This window comes from Burkholderia sp. Bp9090 (assembly GCF_003857985.1).
Taxonomy (GTDB): Bacteria; Pseudomonadota; Gammaproteobacteria; order Burkholderiales; family Burkholderiaceae; genus Burkholderia.
In genome coordinates this window covers 18555-38780 of sequence record NZ_QTPV01000054.1, presented here as the reverse complement: position 1 = coordinate 38780, position 20226 = coordinate 18555, and the positions used below count along the sequence as shown (strand labels likewise).

Sequence of the window (20226 nt, the reverse complement as noted above, 5' to 3'; positions counted from 1 at the left end):
TTTCAGTCGGCTCGCGAGCGTATCGGCGGTGCTTGGGAATTGTCTGTTGGGCCGACAATTCCCACAGTGGGATCAAGACGTAACCGATTCGCCGGCCTCGGCCGAGGAGTTCTCGCCCGCTACATCGTCCGTGGCGACATCGCTTTCCGGCTCAACGTCTTCGATCTTGTGACGATACAGTTCGTTGTAGTTCGAGTCCTTTTGAGGTCTGTAGAAAATCACTTTCTGACCATCATACTTGATCGCGATCGGAATCCAGGTTCCAGCACTAGGAATCAAGTCGATCATGGATTCCGGCAACGCGTCTCGACTATAGCTTCCGACGTGCGTCCATGATGCTTCCTTGGCGGCATCGACGAGCGCTTTTACTTTGCCTTTGGCTGTCCGTTGAGCCTGCTTTCGCTGCTCCTTCGCTTTCTGCATATTGCATTCGTCCGTGTTGACCTCTTTGACGATGGCGCTCAGACCGCCATTTCTTTTCACCCAATCTGCGAAAGTTTCCTCGGTCTGGCCTTCATTGTGTGCGCGTTTCAAAACTTTTGTATCCGCTGACGCCTGCTTGCGATCCTTTTTCCGCAAGATCATCGAAAAGAGGTGAAATTCGTGAGTGGCCTCCGACTTCCGCTTGCGTTCGCACTGTTTATAAAGCCCATCCTTGAGCGTATCGATCGAGACGGTATCGTCTGCGATGGGATTAAAATACTTGTGACGGAGGCCGAGGATTTTAGCCAGGGCCTTGATCGCGAGCTCTTGGGTCTTGTTGTGGTATTCGGTTTTCTCCGTCTCAAGTTCCTCACCTGCTTTGCGGACTACGGCGACGTCGGTCCGGAGGAGCGGAAGGACCGTCTCCTCATCGAAAGATTCGCGTGCGCACTTGTCAGAAGCGGGGGTGGCCGCCTGAGCTGCCGTGTGAGATTGCGCCGGTTGCTGCGTCAAAGGTTCATTTTGCGGCGTTTCGGGAGCAGATGTCGCATCAACCGACAATTCTCCTTTCAGAGTGCCCGCCTGCCGAGCGGCGTCTTGGAAATTGATGATCACCGGGCCAGTCTTCGCCGCGGAAAACGAAAACTTGGGCTCGAAATCAAAGCTAAACGGATTACGTGCCGATCGGGCTTGCTTGCTGGTAGCGGAGACTTGCGATGTGTTGCTCATATTCGGATCCTTTTGAAGTTGGGTAATGTCGATCAGTGAATCGACAAAACGAACTTTAATCAGGAGCTGAAGTGCAAAATAGCCCGCGTGCTACCGAGCGTGCGATACTTGCCTGCAAGTGGTTAACCGTTTGCAGGCAAATCGCTCACTGTTCGCTACCAAACGGCATACCGTCGAGCCAGCCAGTGATAGTGCGCTCAGCTTGCATCTCAGAGAGAACGACGTTCTGCACTTTCGCTGCCGCCAGAATCTCCGGCTTGATGGACAAGGCTGCGTTGCGCTTGCTTGGGTAATATCTTCTTGCTGCGAGATCTCTCGCAAGTGCTCGAAGTGGCCCAAACTTCTCATCGCGTTTTGTCGCGCCGGACTTGCCTCGCACGGTGTTCGCATGGGCTAGCGCCGGTTCCAAAATCAAGAGGGCCTCGATACGGCCAAGGAAATACTGTGCGCTCGCGGCATGCGACCATCCAAGGTCGCGGTTGCCGTCTTCTTCGGCACGAAGGGCAAGCGCGACGTAGGAGCACGACTGCACTATGGCATCCACGTAATGCGTGACCAGCTTCAAATGTCCGTCACGCCTCGCGACTGCAATCTTGGCGGGTTCTTCAATGGTGGAGTTCGCAATCGGATTCATGACCTCGGCGACGAAATCTTTAGGCGACTTACCGGGTTGCAGCAAGCAATACAGCTTCACTAGCTCTTCCGTGATTCGCTCGCACATCGATTCAATCGACTGGCAGCCGGTAAGGGGTGTTCCGAGTTTTCTGCTATCGGGTCGGTGGGCAGTCATGTTGTCTTCGTGGAAAAGCGAGATTTCAGACGTGTAAGCGTCGCTATGTGTTTTGCTGTGAGGATGGCATTTTGGCGCATTTGCCGACTTCAGCACGCTCCGGTGCGAAGCCAAGCCGCCAGATGCTTGGCGGCTCTTCCGGTAGGCCGTAGCACAAATTGTCGGTCACACCGACAGTTGCAAGCAATCAGCGACGCGCAAGGCTTGGTCTTTCGGTACTCACGCCCTGCAGATCAGCGCCCGCTGCTAAAGATCTCCCGTCACGCTGCCCCTGCCCCCAAGTCCCATCTTGAGGAAACCTTCATACGCATGCGCGGCATGATGTTCGTTGAAGTTGCGTCTGTCGCAGGGGTGCGCAAGCGGGAGATAGGGCACGGTGCGTTGGCCACAGCATAGTTCGAGCGGACGGCCGAACCCTTCGTTCGTGCGGGCGTGAACGCAAACGCCTACAGGCTTGCGTATCTCCGCCACCTGCTTGCAGAGCAACTGCCAGACGTTAGCTCCCCAGCTGATGACCTGAACCTTGAATTCATGGCTTGCTGCCTCGACAAGCGCGTTGAAGCCCTGGGCGCAACGGTCGTACGGCTCGAAGGGGCCCTTCACAGGTTCGTTGGGCGGCCGAAAATCCGGTTTGAAGTTCAGAAACAGCAACACCTCGGACTTGTCCATGATCGCCGCCGGCACCGCACCGACGTTGATGTACTTCGTGAGGCCACGTAAGCCGGCATAGCGCGACAGAGGCACGTCGACGGGGTGCGGCCTTTTTGCCCGTCGGGGGACAATGGGATACCAGTCATGCCCAAGGATGATTGTCAATCGCTGTTGATGCCTGTTCTGCCCGTAGGTCTGGAAGAGGCCGTGATCGGTCCACGGACACACGCCAAGACTGAGCCCAACGCCAGTTTTTCTGGTGACGTCTCGCAGAGCGAGGCCTCGCTGCACTGGATCAGAAACGGTGGTCTCAATCTCGATGGCGCGTTTGCTTGCTTCATCGTATTGCTCGAACGAGGCGTTGTGGAAATCGGTCGTCAAACAACCCCACTCGCGCTTCCGGTCGAGGTCCCAATAGTCGCGCAGTTCGGCGCCGATCGGCCCGAAGATGTGCTGGTAGGCGTCGGTAATCTGCTTGACCTCATCGCGCGTGTAGAAAACTCGTTCGATGCCTTTAATCGCGAGCATATCGGCTTTGTGGTGTGTAGGGGGCGGGTCAAATAGGTTCAAGGCTGCGGTCCGGCATCCGATGACCGGCGGCATTGCAGTCGTTTCGGCGATTTGCTGCCAGGTCGAGCCCAAGAGGACAAATGCAGGCGTCGGGTCAAGCACATCGGAGACACGCATGATGGCTCTTCTGGTGAGCCGTAGTGAATTGTCGATCACATCGACAGTTGCACGTAATCAGCGATGCGCGGGCTTTGCTTTGCTGTGACTGGAGGGTCTCGACGCGAAGCCCTGGTTGTCCAATAATTTCCTGTGCGGCCATTGTGCTGGTCATGAGTATGGTGAGTGTTGGCCACGATGCGAGGCGCGCACGGCGGCCTCAGGCGACCGGCGATTCACTTAACTGGATCATATCTTCAAGGGGCTTCAACTGCTAACTCGCTACTTCCACGCTCACGGAATCATTCTCCGGCGCAAGTTCCGCTAAATTTTGGATTTGCCACCTTGCCACGACGACCGGACAGGAAAGAAGATGGAAGCAACCAACATCAAGTATGGAACTACGCAAGCCACGCAGGTCGTGCACTTTTCCGGTGGCATCCGTGGCTTCAGGGTACCGCAGGGATGGATCGTGCAACCGGTGCATCGGGACGAAAAATTTCACCAAATCGGCCCCGTTCCGGCTGATCGGATCACCCAGCTTGCGAATGATTTGAGCATTACGCTGCTTGGTATCAACGAAATAATTCGTGATGACCCTAACCTTTTATCGCAGATCTGGCATCCGATGGTAGTGCGTGGGTCGGGGGCTTTGTGGGGGGCAGATCGGTGGGGGGCGATATCGAATCAAGCACGCAACGCCAACGACGATGATTACGCCAATCTGGCACGAAACGTAGCGATCAGCCTACGCGCAGCAGATATCCGATTGCGAGATGCTTCGGATCAGTATCACCGTCAACTGGTTGCGGCTCTGGCGCGTGGCGAGGCCGTTAATCTACGCTTCAGCAATATCAGTTTGTCGGATCTGCATCTTGCGTTCCATTCGCTCCTGACTGAAATGGCTGCTGCCCGGGACTACCTATCTGCTATTGTCGCTAGGCACGTTGATGCTCCACGGAAGATTGACAGTCATGCAAGGCTTATTGATTGGGCCCATAAGCCGGTGAATGCTCATGCGCTGAGTCACCAGCTGATCACACCACTCATCGACGGCTGGCGTGAAGACACGCCGGATAGGTGGTTATTTGACTTGGGCGAGTACCGCAACTGGTTTCTTCACCGGGAGCCAATGGGTGCTGGCGGGATAGAACGGGGCGTTGCTATTTTTGTCACTGAAACCCGCTTCGGCCCAGTCCATAAGGTGCGGCTGGATATGCCGATTCGCCAAGGCTCAGATGAGAAGGTCGAAGCGCTGGACAGATTCGTCTACCTTTACGGTCGCATTCAGGCATTGTCCGAGCAGATTGCTGCTGGCGCGAAATATGCCTCGGAACCCCCCTCATTTGTTGCCGTGCCTTAGTATTGTTGATAGATGTCGCACGGACGCCATGTCTGCGTCTGTGCCCTGCGCTAGGAGTGGTTTGCGCCGGTGCACGGTACAGCAGTCGTCCGGTCGATCACGTGATTTCCGGGCCCATCGAAATCGCGCCGTTCGGGCACTCGGGCTCGCACACGTCGCAATTGTGCCCAAACGCCTTGCTGCTCATGGCACGGCATGCTATCTGGACTTTGTGCGGTGAAAAATCTGCAACACCTGTGCAACTCAGCCGCAACACGCAAGCACGAATTTCGGGGAATTCTGCACGACCGTGCGGAAGGCTGAAAAGCTATAATGTATTGTTTTTTCTAGGAAAGTTGGTGGCAGTATGTCTTTGATGATTACCGACGAGTGCATCAATTGCGACGTGTGCGAGCCCGAGTGCCCGAACGGCGCGATTTCGATGGGCCCGGATATCTACGTGATCGACCCGAACAAGTGCACCGAGTGCGTCGGCCATTTCGACGAGCCGCAGTGCCAGCAGGTGTGTCCGGTCGAATGCATTCCGCGCGATCCGCAGCACGACGAATCGCACGCGCAGTTGATGGCGAAGTATCACGCGTTGACCGCCGCGAAGGGCGACGACGTGCAGTGACGCCCTGCTGACGTCGCGCGTCTCGACGTCACGATTTCCTCGGCCGGCGCCGTTCGGCGCCGGTTCCGGTTCCGTTTCAGCTTCCGCTACCGTTTCAGCCGATCAGCTCGCGCAATGCCGCGACGAGCGCGTCGCATTCGGCGTCGGTACCGACGGTGATGCGCAAGTGCTGGTCGATGCGCGGCGCCCGGAAGTGCCGCACGAAAATTTCCCGATCCTTTAGCTGTGCCGCGATCGTGCCCGCATCGTGCGCGGGATGGCGCGCGAACACGAAGTTCGCGGCCGACGGCACGACCTCGAAACCGAGCGCCTCGAGCGCGTGCGTGAGCCGCGTGCGGCTGTCGATCACGCGCCGGCAGGTCGCGCCGAAATAGTCGGTGTCTTCGTATGCCGCCTGCGCCGCGGCCTGCGCGAGCCGGTCGAGCGGATAGGAATTGAAGCTGTCCTTCACGCGGTTCAGTGCGTCGATCAACGCGGCATCGCCGAACGCGAAGCCGACGCGCATGCCCGCGAGCGAGCGCGCCTTCGACGTCGTGTGCACGACGAGCAGGTTCGGATGGCGGTCGATCAGCGCGATCGCGGATTGCGCGCCGAAATCGACATACGCCTCGTCGATCAGCACGACCGACGACGGGTTCGCGGCCGCGATCCGCTCGATGTCCGCGAGCGGCAGCGCGCGCCCGGTCGGCGCGTTCGGGTTCGGGAACAGCACGCCGCCCGCGTCGTCGAGATAGTCTTCGACCCGGATCGAGAAGTCGTCCGCGAGCGGCACGATCGAAGTTTCTACGCCATACAGGCGCGCGTAGGTCGGGTAGAAGCTGTACGAGATGTCGGGAAAGCGCAGCGGCCGGTCATGCTTGAGCAGGGCCTGGAATGCGTGCGCGAGGACTTCGTCGGAGCCGTTGCCGACGAAGACCTGTTCGGGCTTGATGCGGTGATGGGCCGCTACCGTCTCGCGCAGTGCGCGCGCGAGCGGATCGGGGTAGCGGCGCAGCGTGTCGCCGGTATCGCCGAGTTCGCGTGCGATCGCCGCGACGACGCGCGGCGAAGGCGGATAGGGATTCTCGTTGGTGTTCAGCTTGACGGGGTGTGCGAGCGCGGGCTGTTCGCCCGGCACGTAAGGCACGAGTTGCTGAACGACGTCGCTCCAGTAACGGCTCACCGCTTGGCTCCTGACGGGCAAAAACGACCAGATTACCGCATGTGGGCGTTGCAGTGCGCAATTGCGCGGCAGGACGGGGCTGCCCGGCGCAACCGGGCGGCACATTGCACCGCGCCGGTGCAGCGCGGGTTCAGTTGCGATGCAGCTGCATCGTCGCGCGGTCGAGTTCGCCCTTGACGACCATCGGCATCACGGCGAGCGCGCGTTCGATCGATGCGTCGATCACGTCCTGCTCCTCGCGGCGCGGCGGCTTCAGCACGAAGTTCGCGACGTCGGGTTTCGCGCCGGCGCGCGAGCCTTCCGGGATCAGGTCGCGCGGATGGCCGATGCCGATGCGCAGGCGCCAGTACTGTTGCGACGACAGATGCGCGGAGATGTCCTTCAGGCCGTTGTGGCCGCCGCTGCCGCCGCCGAGCTTCAGCTTCACGGTGCCGGGCGGCAGATCGAGTTCGTCGTGGGCGACGAGGATCTGGTCGGGCAGGATCTTGAAGAAATTCGCGAGCGCGACGACCGACTGGCCGGAGCGGTTCATGTAGGTTTGCGGCTCGAGCAGGTGGACTTCCTCGCCGTGCAGGCGCGCTTTTGCGTAGAAGCCGTGAAAGCGGCGCTCGTCGCGCAGCGTCGCGCCGGCTTCGCGGGCGAGCTGGTCGATCAGCCAGAAGCCGGCGTTGTGGCGCGTCGCGGTGTATTCCGCCCCGGGATTGCCGAGGCCGACGATCAGTTTGATCATGACGTTTCGTAGGCGGCAGCGCCCGCCTGGGCGCAGAAAAAGAAAAACCCGCCGGGCAAGCCGCGGCGGGTTGCATCGACCGTTTCGTGAAACGGATCGAATGGCGCGTGGGCAGCCGCTTAGGCAGCCGGCGTTTCGCCTTCGCCTGCTGCGTCCGACACGGCACCAGCCGGGACCGTCGCCGATGCGACAACCGGGTTTTCCGCGTCGACGTGCGCGACCAGCGTCACGCCCTTCGGCAGTGCGATGTCCTTCGCGTGCAGCGACTGACCTGCTTCGATCTTCGACAGATCGACTTCGAGGAATTCCGGCAGGGCCGACGGCAGGCACTCGACTTCGATTTCCGTCGCGACGTGCGAGACGATTGCGCTCGACAGCTTCACTGCCGGGCTGACTTCAGCGTTCAGGAAGTGCAGCGGCACCTTCGTGTGCAGCTTCTTCTTCGCGTCGACGCGCTGGAAGTCCACGTGCAGCACGAGTTGCTTGAACGGGTGGTATTGCACGTCGCGCAGCAGAACCTGTTGCGACTGGCCAGCGACTTCCAGGTCGAGGATCGACGAGTGGAAGGCTTCCTTCTTCAGGGCGTGCCACAGCGCGTTGTGATCCAGTTCGATCTTTTGCGGGGCTGCTTCGCCACCGTAGACGATACCCGTGGTCTTACCGGCGTTGCGCAGGCGGCGGCTCGCACCCGTACCTTGCTGTTGGCGCTCGAAAGCGACGACTTTCATGTGATTCTCCATTTGCTGCCCGCGACCAGGCAGTAAAACGGGGCCGGCGAAATGGCGGCCCCCGATGAAACGGACGGGGTTTCGTCTATCCCGTCCGATTGTGCAAAAAGCGAAGCGTTGCCGCTTCGCTTTCTGCGCATGCTATATCGTGTCGTTCCGCGATCAGGATTCCGCGAACAGCGACATCACCGAGTCGCCGCGGCGAATCCGCGAGAACGTTTCTGCCAGCAGGCTCGCGCTCGTCAGCGAGCGGATCTTCGAGCAGGACAGCGACTCGGCCGACAGCGGGATCGTATCGGTGACGACCAGCTCGTCGAGTGCCGATGCGGCGATACGCTCGGCGGCGCCACCCGACAGAACCGGGTGCGTCGCGTACGCGAACACCTGCTTCGCACCGCGATCCTTCAGCACTTGCGCGGCCTTGCAGAGCGTGCCGGCCGTATCGACCATGTCGTCCATGATCACGCAGGTGCGGCCTTCGACTTCACCGATGATGTTCATCACTTCGGCGACGTTCGCCTTCGGGCGACGCTTGTCGATGATCGCGAGATCGCAGTTGAGTTGCTTCGCGAGTGCCCGGGCGCGGACCACGCCGCCGACGTCCGGCGACACGACGAGCAGATCCGAGTAGTTCTGCTTGCGCAGGTCACCCAGCAGGATCGGCGTTGCGTAGATGTTGTCGACCGGGATGTCGAAGAAGCCTTGAATCTGGTCGGCGTGCAGATCCATCGTGATGATCCGCTCGACGCCGGCGATTTCCAGCATGTTCGCGACGATCTTCGCCGAGATCGCGACGCGCGCCGAACGCGGGCGTCGGTCCTGGCGGGCATAGCCGAAGTAGGGGATGGCAGCGGTGATCCGGCCGGCGGATGCGCGCTTGAGCGCATCGACCATGATCATCAGTTCCATCAGGTTGTCGTTGGCCGGCGCGCACGTGGATTGCAGGACGAAGACGTCCTTGCCGCGCACGTTTTCCTGGATCTCGACCTGGATCTCACCGTCGGAGAAACGGCTGACCATTGCTTTGCCGAGGGGGATTCCAAGGATATTGACGACTTCCTGGGCGAGCGCGGGATTCGCGTTGCCAGTAAAGACCATCAAGCCATCATGGCTGTGGCTGCTCATCGTGCACCTGCTTCAGGCTTAGGCGGGAAATGCGGGAAAATTTTTGGCAGGGGAGGAAGGACTCGAACCCTCGCATGCCGGAATCAAAATCCGGTGCCTTGACCAACTTGGCGACTCCCCTACACTCAACTGATAACTTCACCGGACTTGTAGGCCATCCGGCAAAGCAAAACTTCATGACGCGAAAGCGAAGAGCGGATGCTCGTTCAGGCTCTCGGCAACTGCACCGTTCCAACCGGTGGGCAGCTTGGCTTGCGCCGCTTCTGCCTCGTGCTTGCTATGAAACGCTGCAAACACGCTTGCTCCGGAGCCGGTCATCCTCGCGGGGGTCATATTATACAACCATTTGACCACCTGCGCAACTTCCGCGTACTTACTTGTCACAACTTGCTGCATATCGTTCCGGCCGAAGCTATCTGGCCATCCCGCATCGCGGTTTTGCTGTGCAAGAAAGTCTGTAATTGTGACTCGCTTTGTATCTCTTGTCAACAACTCGTCTGAAAAAATTTCAGCGGTGGGGACATGAACTCGCGGCGTCACAACCAAAAACCAGCGAGTCGGCAATTCTACCTCAGCTAATTCTTCTCCGATACCCTCTGCGAACGCATTTTTTCCAAAAACAAAAAACGGAACGTCAGCACCGAGTTTCACTGCGAGCGACTGGAGTTCCGCGCGCGGCAGGTTCAGTCGCCACAGACGGTTCAGCGCGAGCAGCGTCGTTGCCGCGTCGGAGCTGCCGCCGCCGAGGCCCGCGCCCATCGGCAGGCGCTTGTCGATCTCGATGTCGACGCCGGCCGCGGTGCCCGTGTGCGTTTTCAGCAGGTTGGCCGCGCGCACGACGAGATCGCTTTCCTCGGGCACGCCCGGCACGTCGGTGACGCGTGCGACGCGACCGTCGTCGCGCAGCGTGAAATGCAGCGTGTCGCCCCAGTTCAGCAGCTGGAACACGCTCTGCAGATCGTGATAGCCGTTCGGGCGGCGGCCGGTGATGTGCAGGAACAGGTTGAGTTTCGCGGGCGCAAGGCAGTTGCGCAGCGAGCGGATCGAATCGGTCATGCGTATGTCGGGGCTAGGTTCAGGTGCTTACTGGTCGAGCACGAGCTTGATGTCGAGCGGCGGCGTCGCGCGCACGAGGTTGACGCGTTTGACGCCCGTGGCCGGTGCGTCCGCGTAGGCGAGATAGTCGATCGTCCAGCCGTCCTGGCGGATCTGCTTGACGTGCGTCGTGTCGGCCGGGTCGCGCACCGTCTGCGCGGGCGTCGCGGGCGCGGGCGTCGGCAGCAGCCAGTAGCGCAGGCCCGCCAGCGGCAGCGAGAAGCCGAGCGTGTTCTGCATCAGCTCGCCGACGTCCGTCGCGTATTGCGGCTGGCGGTTCGGCAGTTCGAGCGACGCGGCCTGCGGTGTCGATTTCACGACCGCGAGCGTCTGGCCGAGCGGGCTGCGCAGCTCCAGCGACACGTCGTCGCCGTACTCCTGCCAGTCGAAGTTGCCGTACACGTTCTGCGGTCGGCCGAGGCGATCGTTGTACTGCACCGCGAAACGGCCGTGGTACGCGTGCGTCGCGGCCGTCTGCAGCACCGCGCCCGCCGGCGCATTCGCCGACGGCGGCGTGCTCGCGCAGCCGGCGAGCGCAAGCGCGGCGCCGGCCGCGGCCAGCGTGCGCAGCGCGCGGGAAGACAGGGAAAGCATCGGGAACATTCGCATCAGAGGCCGTTGATCTGCAGGCGCTTGAGCGTCTGCACGAGCGTGTCGTTGTCGGGCTCGAGCTTCTGTGCGGCACGCCACGCGGTGCGCGCGTCGTCCTGCGCGCCGCTCTTCCACAGCACTTCGCCGAGGTGCGCGCCGATTTCGGCGTTCGGCTGCAGCTCGTACGCGCGCCGCAGCACCTTCGCCGCGCCGGCCGCGTCGCCCATCCGGTACTTCACCCAGCCGAGGCTGTCCATGATGTACGCGTCGTTCGGCGCGAGCGACAGTGCCTTGTCGATCAGCTTGCTGGCTTCGGGCAGGCGCTGGTTGCGATCGGCCAGCGAATAGCCGAGCGCGTTGTACGCCTGCGGGTTGTCGGGCTGCGTGCGCATCAGCTCGCGCAGCTGCTTTTCCATTGCCGCGTAGTGGCCCGTCTTCTCGGCGGCCATCGCGTAGTCGTAGCGCAGGTCGGGATCGTCCGGGAAGTCCTGGACTGCCTGCGCGAGTCGCGCCTCGGCTTCCGGATAGCGCTTCGCGGTAAACAGGATCGACGCGTCGGTGCGTGCGACCACGGCCGCATCGCGCGGATCGCTGATCGGCAGGTCGTCGAGCACCTTGCGGGCCTCGTCGGTCTTGCCCTGTTTCTGCAGGAGCTGCGCGCGCGTGATCTGCGCGGGCAGGTAGTGCTGGCTCGTCTGGTCGACCTTGTCGAGCCATTGCGACGCCTGCGCGTCATTGCCCTGTTCGATCGAGATCTGCGCGAGGTAGATGTAGCCCTGGCCGACGTCGAGGTTCGGCTGCTTGTTGCCGAGCTGCACGTACTGCTTCAGGTATGCGTTCGCGTCGTCGAGTTTCTTCTGCTGGATCTTGATCAGCGCGAGCGCCATCAGCGGCGTCGGGTCCTTCGCGTCGAGCTTGCGCATCGTCTCGAACTGCTTCTGCGCGTCGTCGAGGCGGTCGTCGGCGAGGTAGAGCTGCGACAGTGCGAGGCGCGCATCGCGCGACTTCGGATTCTGCTGAACATATTTCTCGAACGACGTGATGCCGGCTGCGCGCTCGGCAGGCCCCATCTGCGACAGCATCAGCGCCGCCGGCAGATAGTCGGGGCGGATCTGCAGCGCCTGCTTCAGCGACTGCGCGGCGCCTTCCTTGTCGTCGACCGCGAGCTGCTGCCGCGCGATCGCGAGCTGCGCCTCGGGACGGTTCATGTCGTTCTTCAGCATGTCCTTCAGCACCGCGAGGCCGCCGACGCGGTCCGCGCCGCGCACCAGCAGCGCCTGCAGCGCGAGGATCGCGGGGCCGCGCGTTTCGCCGGTCGCGCGGGCCAGTTCGCGCGCGAGCATCGGCTGCGCGTCGGCCGGCTTGCCGGCGAGCACCAGCAGCGCGGCGTCGACTTGCGATGCGCGGTTCGAATCCGGTGCGTACTGGCGCCAGAGATTGGCCGCGGACAGCGCGTCGGCCGGGCTTTGCGCGCCGAGCGCGATCTCGGTCGCACGCTGCGCCATGCGCGGATCGCGCGTGTCGCGGGCGAGCGCGAGGTAGGTCTGGTAGGCCGGCGCCGGCTGGTTGCGCTGAAGCGCGACTTCGGCGGCCAGTACCTGGTAGACGATCTGGCTCGTCAGCGGGACGCCCGGGAGATTCTTCTGCTCGTCCGGCATCACGTGCTCGAACGCGCCCTGCGGCTCCGCGTCGTCCGATGCCGGATCCTGCGCGTGAGCCGGGATGGCGGTGAGGGTCCAGGCGGCGAACAGCGCGGCGCCGAGCGCACGGCGGACCGGGAAGGCACGCACGCCGCGCTCGGCGGCGGGGCGCTTCAGAAGCAGCTTCGAGGGCAGGGTCATGGAAATCCGTTCGATGTTTCAACCGATTGTAACGCGCTCGCTACAATACACGCACGATCGTGAATCCAGTTTCAGACCCGTAGAACATGCCAGAGTTGCCAGAAGTCGAAGTCACGCGCCGGGGCATCGAGCCCTTTGTCGCGGGCCGCCGCGTCGAGCGTGTCGACGTCCGTACCGCGATGCTGCGCTGGCCCGTGCCGGCGGGGCTCGCCGAGCAGTTGCGCGCGCGCGAGGTGCTCGCCGTCGAGCGTCGCGGCAAGTATCTGCTGTTCGAGGTCGACGCAGGCTGGTTCATCGTCCATCTCGGGATGACGGGCACGCTGCGCGTGCTGCCCGCGGCCGGCGTGCCGGTGGCTGCGAAACACGACCACATCGACTGGATCTTCGACGAATTCGTGCTGCGGTTCCGCGATCCGCGCCGTTTCGGCGCCGTGCTGTGGCACCCGCGCGAAGCCGGCGACGTGCATGCGCATCCGCTGCTCGCGAGCCTCGGCGTCGAGCCGTTCTCGCCGGCGTTCACCGGCGCGCTGCTGCACGCACGCACGCGCGGCCGCACGGTGTCGGTCAAGCAGGCGCTGCTCGCGGGCGACATGGTTGTCGGCGTCGGCAACATCTATGCGTCGGAGAGCCTGTTTCGCGCGGGCATCCGGCCGACGACCGCCGCCGGCAAGGTGTCGCTGCCGCGCTATGAGCGGCTGGCCGACGCGGTGCGCGCGACGCTCGCCGACGCGATCGAGCGCGGCGGCAGCACGCTGCGCGATTTCGTCGGCAGCAATGGCGAAAGCGGCTATTTCCAGCTCGACTGCTTCGTCTACGACCGTGCGGGGCTGCCTTGCCGCGTCTGCGGCACGCCGATCCGCCAGATCGTGCAGGGTCAGCGCTCGACCTATTACTGCCCGACCTGCCAGCGTTGAGCCCCGCGTTGCAACCTTTTTCCGAAGATTCGAACACTTGAAGCCGCCCCGCATCGCCCCCGCTCCGTTCCCCGTCACGCCGCTGCATCGCACGTTCGCCACGCGACTGATCGCCTGGCAGCGCGAGCACGGCCGCCACGACCTGCCGTGGCAGAACACCCGCGATCCCTACTGGATCTGGCTGTCGGAAATCATGCTGCAGCAGACGCAGGTCTCGACCGTCGTCCCGTATTACACGCGCTTTCTCGAGCGCTTTCCCGACGTCGCTGCGCTCGCGGCCGCGCCGTCCGACGACGTGATGGCGCTGTGGGCCGGGCTCGGCTACTACTCGCGCGCGCGCAATCTGCACCGCTGCGCGCAGGTCGTCGTCGCCGAGCATGGCGGCGTATTCCCGTCGACGCCGGAAGCGCTCGCCGAACTGCCCGGCATCGGCCGTTCGACGGCCGCGGCGATCGCGTCGTTCGCATACGGTGCACGCGCGACGATCCTCGACGGCAACGTGAAGCGCGTGCTGGCGCGCGTGTTCGGCGTCGAGGGCTTTCCGGGCGAGAAGCGCGTCGAGAACGACATGTGGGCGCTGGCCGAATCGCTGCTGCCGGATGCCGCGAACGCGGCCGACGTGAGCGCCTATACGCAGGGGCTGATGGATCTCGGCGCGACGCTGTGCGTGCGCGGCAAGCCGGATTGCGCGCGCTGCCCGTTCGCGGGCGACTGCGTCGCGCAATCCACGGGCCGCCAGCGCGAACTGCCGGCCGCGCGGCCGAAGAAGGCCGTACCGACGCGCAAGACCTGGATGCTCGTGCTGCGCGACGGCGACGCCGTGCTGCTCGAACGGCGTCCGCCGGCCGGCATCTGGGGCGGCCTGTGGTGCCTGCCGCAGGCGGACGGCGATGCGGCGCTCGTGGAACTCGCGCGTGGCTTCGGCGGCGGCGGCCCGGTCCCGCTCGCGCCGTTCACGCACACGTTCACGCATTTCCGGCTCGAGATCGAGCCGCGGCTGAGCGACATGACGAACGGCGGCCTTCCGCTTGCGCATGCACGGGATGCCGAGACGGCGTGGGTGCCGCTCGCCGGGCTCGATGCGTACGGCGTACCGGCGCCCGTGCGCAAGCTGCTCGATGCGCTGAGCGGGTCGCTGCTGTAACGATGGGGAAAGGGCGCGGCGCGGGCCGTGCTTACGGAAGTGCCGCGCCGACGCGGTCGGCTCGCCCGTCAGCATGATCCGCCCGGCGACGCCGGTGCGACGCGGCTGGCCGGCCGCGCCTTACAGCCAGCCGTGCCGGTCGAGCACGTGGTGCACGGCGTCGATCCGCGCGCCGACATCCGGAAACTCCATCAGCTTCTGCCGTGCGCGCAGGTCGAGCGGCAGCAGTTCCGCGAGTCGGTTCGACACCCAGCTCGGGTCGTCGAGGCGGAACGGTTCGCCGAACGGCATCTTGTCCGGTTCGGACTTCTTCAGCGCTTCGATGATGCGCTCGAGCACCTCGGCGCACGAGCCGAATTGTGCGAGCGCCTGTTCGCCTTCGAGCGGGATGTCGTCGGGCAGCGGCTCCGCGATCCCGACCAGCAGCCCGTTGCTTTCGACGCGATACGACAGCAACTCGAATCGCTGCGTGCCGATCGCCTGCAGGTACAGCATCCCGAATTCGCCGGTGTCGCACTCGGTGATGCGCGCCATGCAGCCGATCGTCTCGGGCACCGACACGGCGCCGTCCTGCGCGACTTCGGGGCCGCTCTTCAGGAGGCACACGCCGAACGGCGCGTCGTCGCGCAGGCACGCGCGCGACATGTCGAGATAGCGCGCCTCGAATACCTTGAGCGGCAGCAAGCCACCGGGGAACAGCACCGTATGCAGCGGAAACAGCGGTAGGTCGATCAGGGTGGTCGATAGGGTGGACATGGCGCGCCGGCGAGAGGGCGGTGTCGCTAAGGTCGTTCGACCTCGGTGACGAGCCGCGACGACGCGTCGACATCCACCGGCGCGTCACGATGCCGCACGATCACGTTCGCATCGTGCGCGAGGCGCGCGGCGAGCGTTTCCGCGATGAACACCGAGCGATGCTGACCGCCCGTGCAGCCGATGGCGACGGTCAGGTAGCTGCGGTTGTCTTCACGAAAGTGCGGCAGCCATTTCATCAGGAACGCATGGATGTCGTCGATCATCTGGCGGACGATCGGCAGTGCGTCGAGAAAGGCGATGACCGGCTGGTCCAGCCCGGTGAGCGGGCGCAGCTCATGGTCGTAGTACGGGTTCGGCAGCGCGCGTACGTCGAACATCAGGTCGGCATCGAGCGGCACGCCGCGCTTGAAGCCGAATGACTCGAACATCACCATCAGGTCGTTGTTCTTCTGCTCGATGAAGCGCTTGACCCACGTGCGCAGCACGTTCGCGCGCAGCGTGCTCGTATCGATCTGGTGGCCGAATTCGGCGAGCGGCGCGACCAGCTCGCGTTCGCGCTCGATCGCTTCCTCGAGCGACGACAGCAGCCCGACGTTCGCGTCGTGCGACGGCGAGCCGGACAGCGGGTGGCGCCGGCGCGTTTCGGAGAAGCGCTGGATCAGCGCCTGCGTGCTTGCGTTGAGGAACAGCACGCGGACATCGTGCTCGAGCGACAGCGAGCGGATCAGGCCGGGCATTTCGTCCAGCGATGCGCTCGAACGCGCATCGATCGCGACCGCGAGCCGGTGCTGGCCGCCGTCGGCCAGGTAGCGGGCGAGTTCGGGGAGCACGTGCGGCGGCAGGTTGTCGACGCAGTAGTAGCCTGCGTCTTCGAGCGCGTTCAGCGCGACGGACTTGCCTGAGCCGGAGATGCCGGTGATGAGGACGATGCGCATGGGAAGCAGAGAATCCTGACGTTTCATCATAGCACCGGCTCGACGCGTCGGCGCTGCGAGGCCGGCGCCGGGCGGTTACACGAGCTTGCCGGGGAACTGGCTGTCGGGATCCTGCATCGCGAGTCGTTGCCGATCCATGAAATCGCGCAACGTGTCGATGCCGCGCAACTGCAGGATCGTGTTCCGCACGGCCGCCTCGACCAGCACCGCGAGGTTGCGGCCGGCCGCGACCTGGATCGTGACCTTGCTGATCGGCAGACCGAGCACGTCGACCGTCTGGCTTTCCAGCGGCAGCCGCTGGAATTCGCCGTCCGGGCGGCGCACGAGCTGGACGATCAGCTTCAGCTTCATTTTCCGGCGCACCGCGGTTTCGCCGAAGATCGTCTTGATGTCGAGCAGGCCGAGGCCGCGCACTTCGAGCAGGTTCTGCAGCAGCGGCGGGCAGCGGCCTTCGACGAAATCGGGGCCAAGTCGGACGAAGTCGACCGCGTCGTCGGCGACGAGGCCGTGGCCGCGGCTGATGAGTTCGAGGCCGAGTTCGCTCTTGCCGAGCCCGGAGTCGCCGGTGAGCAGCACGCCCATCCCGAGGATGTCGAGGAACACGCCGTGCAGTGTCGCGCGCGGCGCGAGGATGCGCGACATGTAGAGCCGCAGGCTGTCGATCACGGCGGCGGCCGACATCGGCGTCGTGAACAGCGGCGTGGATGAGCGCGTGCAGCGCAGCACGAGCTCGGGCGGCGCGGCGGCGCCGCCGGCGACGACGAGGAACGGCGGTTCGAGCGCGATCAGCTCGGCCATGTGGCGCGAACGGTCTTCGTCGGTCTGCCGCTGGTAGTAGTCGATTTCGGCTTCGCCGAGCACCTGGATCCGGTTCGGGTGGATCAGGTTCAGGTGGCCGACGAGGTCGGCGCTCGACGTCGCGTTGCCGACGGTGTCGGCCGAAAAACCGCGCTCCCAGCCTTCATGCCCCGTCAGCCAGCTCAGTTTCAGCGTGGCCGCGTTGTCGTCGAAGATGCTCTGGGCGTTGATGCTGGACGTATCCATGACTCTCGTCACTCCAATGAGCCGGTGCATGCGCGCGGCGACGGGCGTCGCCATGCCGGACCGGCGCCGGGCGGCCCTGGTCGGCGGCGTGTGCCGCCTCGTTCGGGAAAATAATCCGCCCGGATCAACTCAAGGTTGCCACTGAGTGAGCAGGCGATGCAACTCGGCGAGATCCGTTTCGTTGTGCAGACGCTCTCGCGCGTCGCGATCGGACAGCAGTTGCGCGATTTCCGACAGGATCTCGAGGTGCTGCTGGGTGGCTTGCTCGGGGACGAGCAGGAAAATCAGGAGACCGACCGGCTGGCCGTCGGGCGCTTCGAACGGGATCGCGTCGGCGAGCCGCACGAAGGCGGCGAGCGGATGCTTGAGCCCCTTGATGCGCCCGTGCGGAATCGCGACGCCTTCGCCGAGCCCGGTCGAGCCGAGGCGCTCGCGCGCGAACAGGTTGTCCGTGACGGTGCTGCGGGCGATGCCGTTCTGATTCTCGAACATCAGCCCGGCTTGTTCGAAGACGCGTTTCTTGCTGGTGACGGAGAGGTCGATGACGACGTTCTCTATGGGCAGGATTTTGGCTAGGCGATTCATGTTGGCAGGCGATTGGGCGGCCTGGGGTCTCCTTGCGGCGGCAGACTGATTTTCCATGTTCGGCGATATCAAGGCGTTCGGCATCGGAAACCTGCACGACAGCTACCGCACCCAACGCCCCCCGGCGATAACCGGAACATTATAGAGCACAGCCGCGTGCGTGGCGCGGCATGGACGGACCGGTCGCACCACTGCCGCGTGGACGCAAAAAAAACGCCCGGCGAACCGGGCGGCGTGTGTGTTGCGGTGAACGTTATTGCGGCGGCAGTTCGATCTGGTCGATCGACGGCTGCAGCTTGATCGGGTCGTGCGCATGGGTCTGCAGACGCTCCATGTGCTTGACGACCTGGCGATCCAGCTTGTCGATCAGCAGATCGATCGCAGCGTACAGGTTGCCGTTTGCGCTTTCGACGAAGATGTCCTTGCCCTTCAGATGCAGGTTGATTTCCGCGCGCTGCTGCTTGTCCTTTTCCTTGTGATTGTCGACCGAGAGGATCACAGTGCCATCGATCACCTGATCGCTATGCCGTAGCACCCGGTCCAGCTTGGTGATCACGTATTCGCGAATTGCAGGCGTGACTTCGAGATGATGTCCACTGATCTTCAGGTTCATAGTGCTTCTCCAAGCGAGTGACCACCCGGCCGCATCGAGGCGGCGCTCCGGTCGACTTGCCCCTGCCGCATGGCGCGGCAAATTCGCGGACAAGTCGCCCGGCCTGTTCCCCGAGTGCGCGGTGGCCGGAACACGCCTGCCGCCGGGCAGGCAGCAGGCTTAAAGAGACTTGCGCAGATTCACTGCCGGGATCTTGAGGGCTTCGCGGTACTTGGCAACCGTGCGGCGCGCAACCACGAATCCCTGTTCTGCCAGCAGCTCGGCAATGCGGCTGTCCGAAAGTGGCGATTTTGGGTCTTCAGCTCCTATCAGTTGCTTGATCAGGGCTCGGATGGCGGTCGACGATGCGGCGCCTCCGGTGTCGGTCGAAACGTGTGATCCGAAGAAGTACTTGAATTCCAGCGTCCCGAACGGGGTCAGCATGTACTTCCCGGTTGTCACACGGCTGACAGTCGACTCGTGTAGGCCCAGCGTATCAGCTATTTCCCGCAAAACCAAGGGGCGCATGGCAATTTCGCCATGCGCAAAGAAGTTCTTCTGACGTTCGACAATAGCCTGCGCGACACGCAGGATCGTGTCGAATCGCTGCTGGATGTTCTTGATCAGCCAGCGTGCTTCCTGGAGCTGTTGTTTCAACGATCCGGCCGACGGGTCGCCGCGGCTGTTGCGCAGGATGTTCGCGTACAGGTTGTTGATCCGCAGGCGCGGCATCACTTCCGGATTGAGTTCCGCGAGCCAGCCCTGGCCGGCCTTCTTCACGATGATGTCGGGCACGACGTAGTCGGCCTCGGCCTTGCCGTAGGCAGCGCCGGGGAACGGCTCCAGCGAGCGGATCAGCGCGTGCGCGTCGCGCAGCGCGTCGTCGCTCGCCTTCAGCTGCTTGCGCAGCCGCGTGAAGTCGCGCGCGGCGAGCAGTTCGAGGTGCTGCGACACGATCTCCAGCGCGAGCGTGCGGGTGGGGGACGGATCGAGGCGCAGCAACTGCAGCTTCAGGCATTCGGACGCCGAGCGGGCCCCGACCCCGGCCGGATCGAAACTGTGCAGCAGCGCGAGCGCCGCATTCAGTTCGTCGCAGTCGATTTCCAGTTCGGGCGGCAGGTCGGCGAGCACTTCGTCGAGCGTGGCGGTCAGGTAGCCGTCGTCGTCGAGCGATTCGATCAGGAACATCACGAGCGCGCGGTCGCGCGGCCCGGCCTGCGTGACGCGCAATTGCGCGGACAGGTGGTCGCGCAGCGACGTCGCGGCTTCCTGCACCTGCAGCGGCGGGAGATCGTCATCGTCCGAGGCGCCGCTCGAGCGGCCGAACTCGTCGAGATTCCACTGCGGGCCGTCGCCGGCGTCGCCCGATGCGTATCCGTCGTATTCGTCGGCGCCGGCCGGCTCGTCGCGCTCGGCGCGTTCGCTCGACTGGCTGCTGCCGTTCGTGATGCCCGGTTCGGTGTTCTGTCCGGGCGGCGTCTGCGCGATCAGCGATCCGTCCGCCGCGACGCGCAGCGGGCTCGCGATCCATTCGTCGTCGTTCTCGAGCAGCGGATTCTGCGCGACGGCCATCGCGACTTCCTGCTGCAGTTCGAGCGTCGACAGCTGCAGGAGCCGGATCGACTGCTGCAGTTGCGGTGTCAGCGCCAGGTGTTGCGACAGGCGGAGTTGAAGGCTGGCTTTCATGGCAGAGAGGGAGTCATACCGGCAGTTTGCCACGACCCAGGCGCCTTGAGCCATCCGCGATTA

The 20226-nt window shown here is 63.6% G+C and carries 20 protein-coding genes and 1 tRNA gene; 4 read left to right on the top strand and 17 right to left on the bottom strand.

Translation table 11 applies throughout. The features are described from left to right. Nucleotides 1-72: 72 nt before the first annotated feature. The 3 genes from DIE16_RS32325 to DIE16_RS32315 form a co-directional block, all read right to left on the bottom strand. A complete protein-coding gene (locus tag DIE16_RS32325; RefSeq protein ID WP_124894142.1) occupies nt 73-1152 on the bottom strand; it encodes a hypothetical protein in 1080 nt (359 codons plus the stop codon). Between the two features lie 145 nt (nt 1153-1297). Further along, nucleotides 1298-1942 (bottom strand): hypothetical protein, encoded by a 645-nt coding sequence (locus DIE16_RS32320; RefSeq protein ID WP_124894141.1) that lies wholly within the window; start codon nt 1940-1942, stop codon nt 1298-1300. A gap of 246 nt (nt 1943-2188) precedes the next feature. Continuing rightward, nucleotides 2189-3280: a hypothetical protein gene (locus DIE16_RS32315; protein WP_124894140.1), complete on the bottom strand. Its 1092-nt coding sequence runs from the start codon at nt 3278-3280 to the stop codon at nt 2189-2191. A gap of 352 nt (nt 3281-3632) precedes the next feature. Here DIE16_RS32315 and DIE16_RS32310 point away from each other — a divergent pair, with 352 nt between their 5' ends. Together DIE16_RS32310 and DIE16_RS32305 are read left to right on the top strand one after the other, a co-directional pair. Then, nucleotides 3633-4622, top strand: coding sequence for a hypothetical protein (locus DIE16_RS32310; protein ID WP_124894139.1), 990 nt, complete (start codon nt 3633-3635; stop codon nt 4620-4622). A gap of 346 nt (nt 4623-4968) precedes the next feature. Continuing rightward, on the top strand, nt 4969-5235 hold the full coding sequence (locus tag DIE16_RS32305) for a YfhL family 4Fe-4S dicluster ferredoxin (RefSeq protein ID WP_124486513.1): 267 nt from the start codon (nt 4969-4971) through the stop codon (nt 5233-5235). Nucleotides 5236-5329: 94 nt separating this feature from the next. On the opposite strand, the gene hisC is transcribed toward DIE16_RS32305, so the two are convergent. The 8 genes from hisC to DIE16_RS32265 form a co-directional block, all read right to left on the bottom strand. Continuing rightward, on the bottom strand, nt 5330-6397 hold the full coding sequence (gene hisC, locus DIE16_RS32300) for a histidinol-phosphate transaminase (protein WP_124894138.1): 1068 nt from the start codon (nt 6395-6397) through the stop codon (nt 5330-5332). 130 nt (nt 6398-6527) lie between these two features. Then, nucleotides 6528-7127, bottom strand: a complete 600-nt coding sequence (gene pth / locus DIE16_RS32295; protein WP_124486511.1) for an aminoacyl-tRNA hydrolase — start codon at nt 7125-7127, stop codon at nt 6528-6530. Nucleotides 7128-7246: 119 nt separating this feature from the next. Continuing rightward, nucleotides 7247-7855 carry a 50S ribosomal protein L25/general stress protein Ctc gene (locus tag DIE16_RS32290; RefSeq protein WP_044847489.1) on the bottom strand — a complete coding sequence of 203 codons (609 nt, stop codon included), beginning with the start codon at nt 7853-7855 and terminating at the stop codon, nt 7247-7249. A gap of 162 nt (nt 7856-8017) precedes the next feature. After that, complete coding sequence (locus DIE16_RS32285) at nt 8018-8980, bottom strand: ribose-phosphate pyrophosphokinase (protein WP_044847472.1); 963 nt, start codon at nt 8978-8980, stop codon at nt 8018-8020. A 44-nt stretch (nt 8981-9024) separates the two neighbouring features. Further along, a tRNA-Gln gene (locus DIE16_RS32280) sits at nt 9025-9101 on the bottom strand. Nucleotides 9102-9154: 53 nt separating this feature from the next. Then, on the bottom strand, nt 9155-10036 hold the full coding sequence (ispE, locus tag DIE16_RS32275) for a 4-(cytidine 5'-diphospho)-2-C-methyl-D-erythritol kinase (RefSeq protein WP_124894137.1): 882 nt from the start codon (nt 10034-10036) through the stop codon (nt 9155-9157). 27 nt (nt 10037-10063) lie between these two features. Continuing rightward, a complete protein-coding gene (gene lolB / locus DIE16_RS32270) occupies nt 10064-10684 on the bottom strand; it encodes a lipoprotein insertase outer membrane protein LolB (protein WP_124894136.1) in 621 nt (206 codons plus the stop codon). Continuing rightward, nucleotides 10684-12507: a tetratricopeptide repeat protein gene (locus DIE16_RS32265; protein ID WP_124486508.1), complete on the bottom strand. Its 1824-nt coding sequence runs from the start codon at nt 12505-12507 to the stop codon at nt 10684-10686. The genes lolB and DIE16_RS32265 overlap by 1 nt, the downstream gene beginning before the upstream one ends. 86 nt (nt 12508-12593) lie before the next feature. Here DIE16_RS32265 and mutM point away from each other — a divergent pair, with 86 nt between their 5' ends. Both mutM and mutY read left to right on the top strand, forming a co-directional pair. Further along, a complete protein-coding gene (mutM, locus tag DIE16_RS32260) occupies nt 12594-13421 on the top strand; it encodes a bifunctional DNA-formamidopyrimidine glycosylase/DNA-(apurinic or apyrimidinic site) lyase (protein ID WP_044847468.1) in 828 nt (275 codons plus the stop codon). 37 nt (nt 13422-13458) lie between these two features. Continuing rightward, nucleotides 13459-14565: an A/G-specific adenine glycosylase gene (mutY, locus tag DIE16_RS32255; protein ID WP_124894135.1), complete on the top strand. Its 1107-nt coding sequence runs from the start codon at nt 13459-13461 to the stop codon at nt 14563-14565. Between the two features lie 120 nt (nt 14566-14685). Here mutY and DIE16_RS32250 read toward each other — a convergent pair whose 3' ends face one another. The 6 genes from DIE16_RS32250 to DIE16_RS32225 all read right to left on the bottom strand — a co-directional run bounded on the left by DIE16_RS32250 (nt 14686) and on the right by DIE16_RS32225 (nt 20163). Then, the gene (locus tag DIE16_RS32250) at nt 14686-15321 is read right to left on the bottom strand and encodes an LON peptidase substrate-binding domain-containing protein (RefSeq protein WP_124486506.1); all 636 of its coding nucleotides are present in this window, start codon (nt 15319-15321) and stop codon (nt 14686-14688) included. 26 nt (nt 15322-15347) lie between these two features. Next, nucleotides 15348-16256, bottom strand: a complete 909-nt coding sequence (gene rapZ, locus DIE16_RS32245; protein WP_124894134.1) for an RNase adapter RapZ — start codon at nt 16254-16256, stop codon at nt 15348-15350. A gap of 75 nt (nt 16257-16331) precedes the next feature. After that, a complete protein-coding gene (gene hprK / locus DIE16_RS32240; RefSeq protein ID WP_006483133.1) occupies nt 16332-17300 on the bottom strand; it encodes an HPr(Ser) kinase/phosphatase in 969 nt (322 codons plus the stop codon). Between the two features lie 129 nt (nt 17301-17429). Further along, the gene (locus tag DIE16_RS32235) at nt 17430-17969 is read right to left on the bottom strand and encodes a PTS sugar transporter subunit IIA (RefSeq protein ID WP_044847464.1); all 540 of its coding nucleotides are present in this window, start codon (nt 17967-17969) and stop codon (nt 17430-17432) included. Between the two features lie 169 nt (nt 17970-18138). After that, entirely contained in the window at nt 18139-18498 is a 360-nt protein-coding gene (hpf, locus tag DIE16_RS32230) for a ribosome hibernation-promoting factor, HPF/YfiA family (protein WP_006477786.1), read from the bottom strand. Nucleotides 18499-18657: 159 nt separating this feature from the next. Continuing rightward, nucleotides 18658-20163: an RNA polymerase factor sigma-54 gene (locus DIE16_RS32225; RefSeq protein WP_044847463.1), complete on the bottom strand. Its 1506-nt coding sequence runs from the start codon at nt 20161-20163 to the stop codon at nt 18658-18660. Nucleotides 20164-20226: the final 63 nt, after the last annotated feature.

Bases quoted from the DNA above. Each gene is read 5' to 3' on its own strand.
- DIE16_RS32325 (WP_124894142.1), bottom strand. From the start codon at position 1,152: ATGAGCAACACATCGCAAGTCTCCGCTACCAGCAAGCAAGCCCGATCG.
- DIE16_RS32320 (WP_124894141.1), bottom strand. From the start codon at position 1,942: ATGACTGCCCACCGACCCGATAGCAGAAAACTCGGAACACCCCTTACC.
- DIE16_RS32315 (WP_124894140.1), bottom strand. From the start codon at position 3,280: ATGCGTGTCTCCGATGTGCTTGACCCGACGCCTGCATTTGTCCTCTTG.
- DIE16_RS32310 (WP_124894139.1), top strand. From the start codon at position 3,633: ATGGAAGCAACCAACATCAAGTATGGAACTACGCAAGCCACGCAGGTC.
- DIE16_RS32305 (WP_124486513.1), top strand. From the start codon at position 4,969: ATGTCTTTGATGATTACCGACGAGTGCATCAATTGCGACGTGTGCGAG.
- pth (WP_124486511.1), bottom strand. From the start codon at position 7,127: ATGATCAAACTGATCGTCGGCCTCGGCAATCCCGGGGCGGAATACACC.
- DIE16_RS32290 (WP_044847489.1), bottom strand. From the start codon at position 7,855: ATGAAAGTCGTCGCTTTCGAGCGCCAACAGCAAGGTACGGGTGCGAGC.
- DIE16_RS32285 (WP_044847472.1), bottom strand. From the start codon at position 8,980: ATGAGCAGCCACAGCCATGATGGCTTGATGGTCTTTACTGGCAACGCG.
- ispE (WP_124894137.1), bottom strand. From the start codon at position 10,036: ATGACCGATTCGATCCGCTCGCTGCGCAACTGCCTTGCGCCCGCGAAA.
- lolB (WP_124894136.1), bottom strand. From the start codon at position 10,684: ATGCGAATGTTCCCGATGCTTTCCCTGTCTTCCCGCGCGCTGCGCACG.
- DIE16_RS32265 (WP_124486508.1), bottom strand. From the start codon at position 12,507: ATGACCCTGCCCTCGAAGCTGCTTCTGAAGCGCCCCGCCGCCGAGCGC.
- mutM (WP_044847468.1), top strand. From the start codon at position 12,594: ATGCCAGAGTTGCCAGAAGTCGAAGTCACGCGCCGGGGCATCGAGCCC.
- DIE16_RS32250 (WP_124486506.1), bottom strand. From the start codon at position 15,321: ATGTCCACCCTATCGACCACCCTGATCGACCTACCGCTGTTTCCGCTG.
- rapZ (WP_124894134.1), bottom strand. From the start codon at position 16,256: ATGCGCATCGTCCTCATCACCGGCATCTCCGGCTCAGGCAAGTCCGTC.
- hprK (WP_006483133.1), bottom strand. From the start codon at position 17,300: ATGGATACGTCCAGCATCAACGCCCAGAGCATCTTCGACGACAACGCG.
- DIE16_RS32235 (WP_044847464.1), bottom strand. From the start codon at position 17,969: ATGCCGAACGCCTTGATATCGCCGAACATGGAAAATCAGTCTGCCGCC.
- hpf (WP_006477786.1), bottom strand. From the start codon at position 18,498: ATGAACCTGAAGATCAGTGGACATCATCTCGAAGTCACGCCTGCAATT.
- DIE16_RS32225 (WP_044847463.1), bottom strand. From the start codon at position 20,163: ATGAAAGCCAGCCTTCAACTCCGCCTGTCGCAACACCTGGCGCTGACA.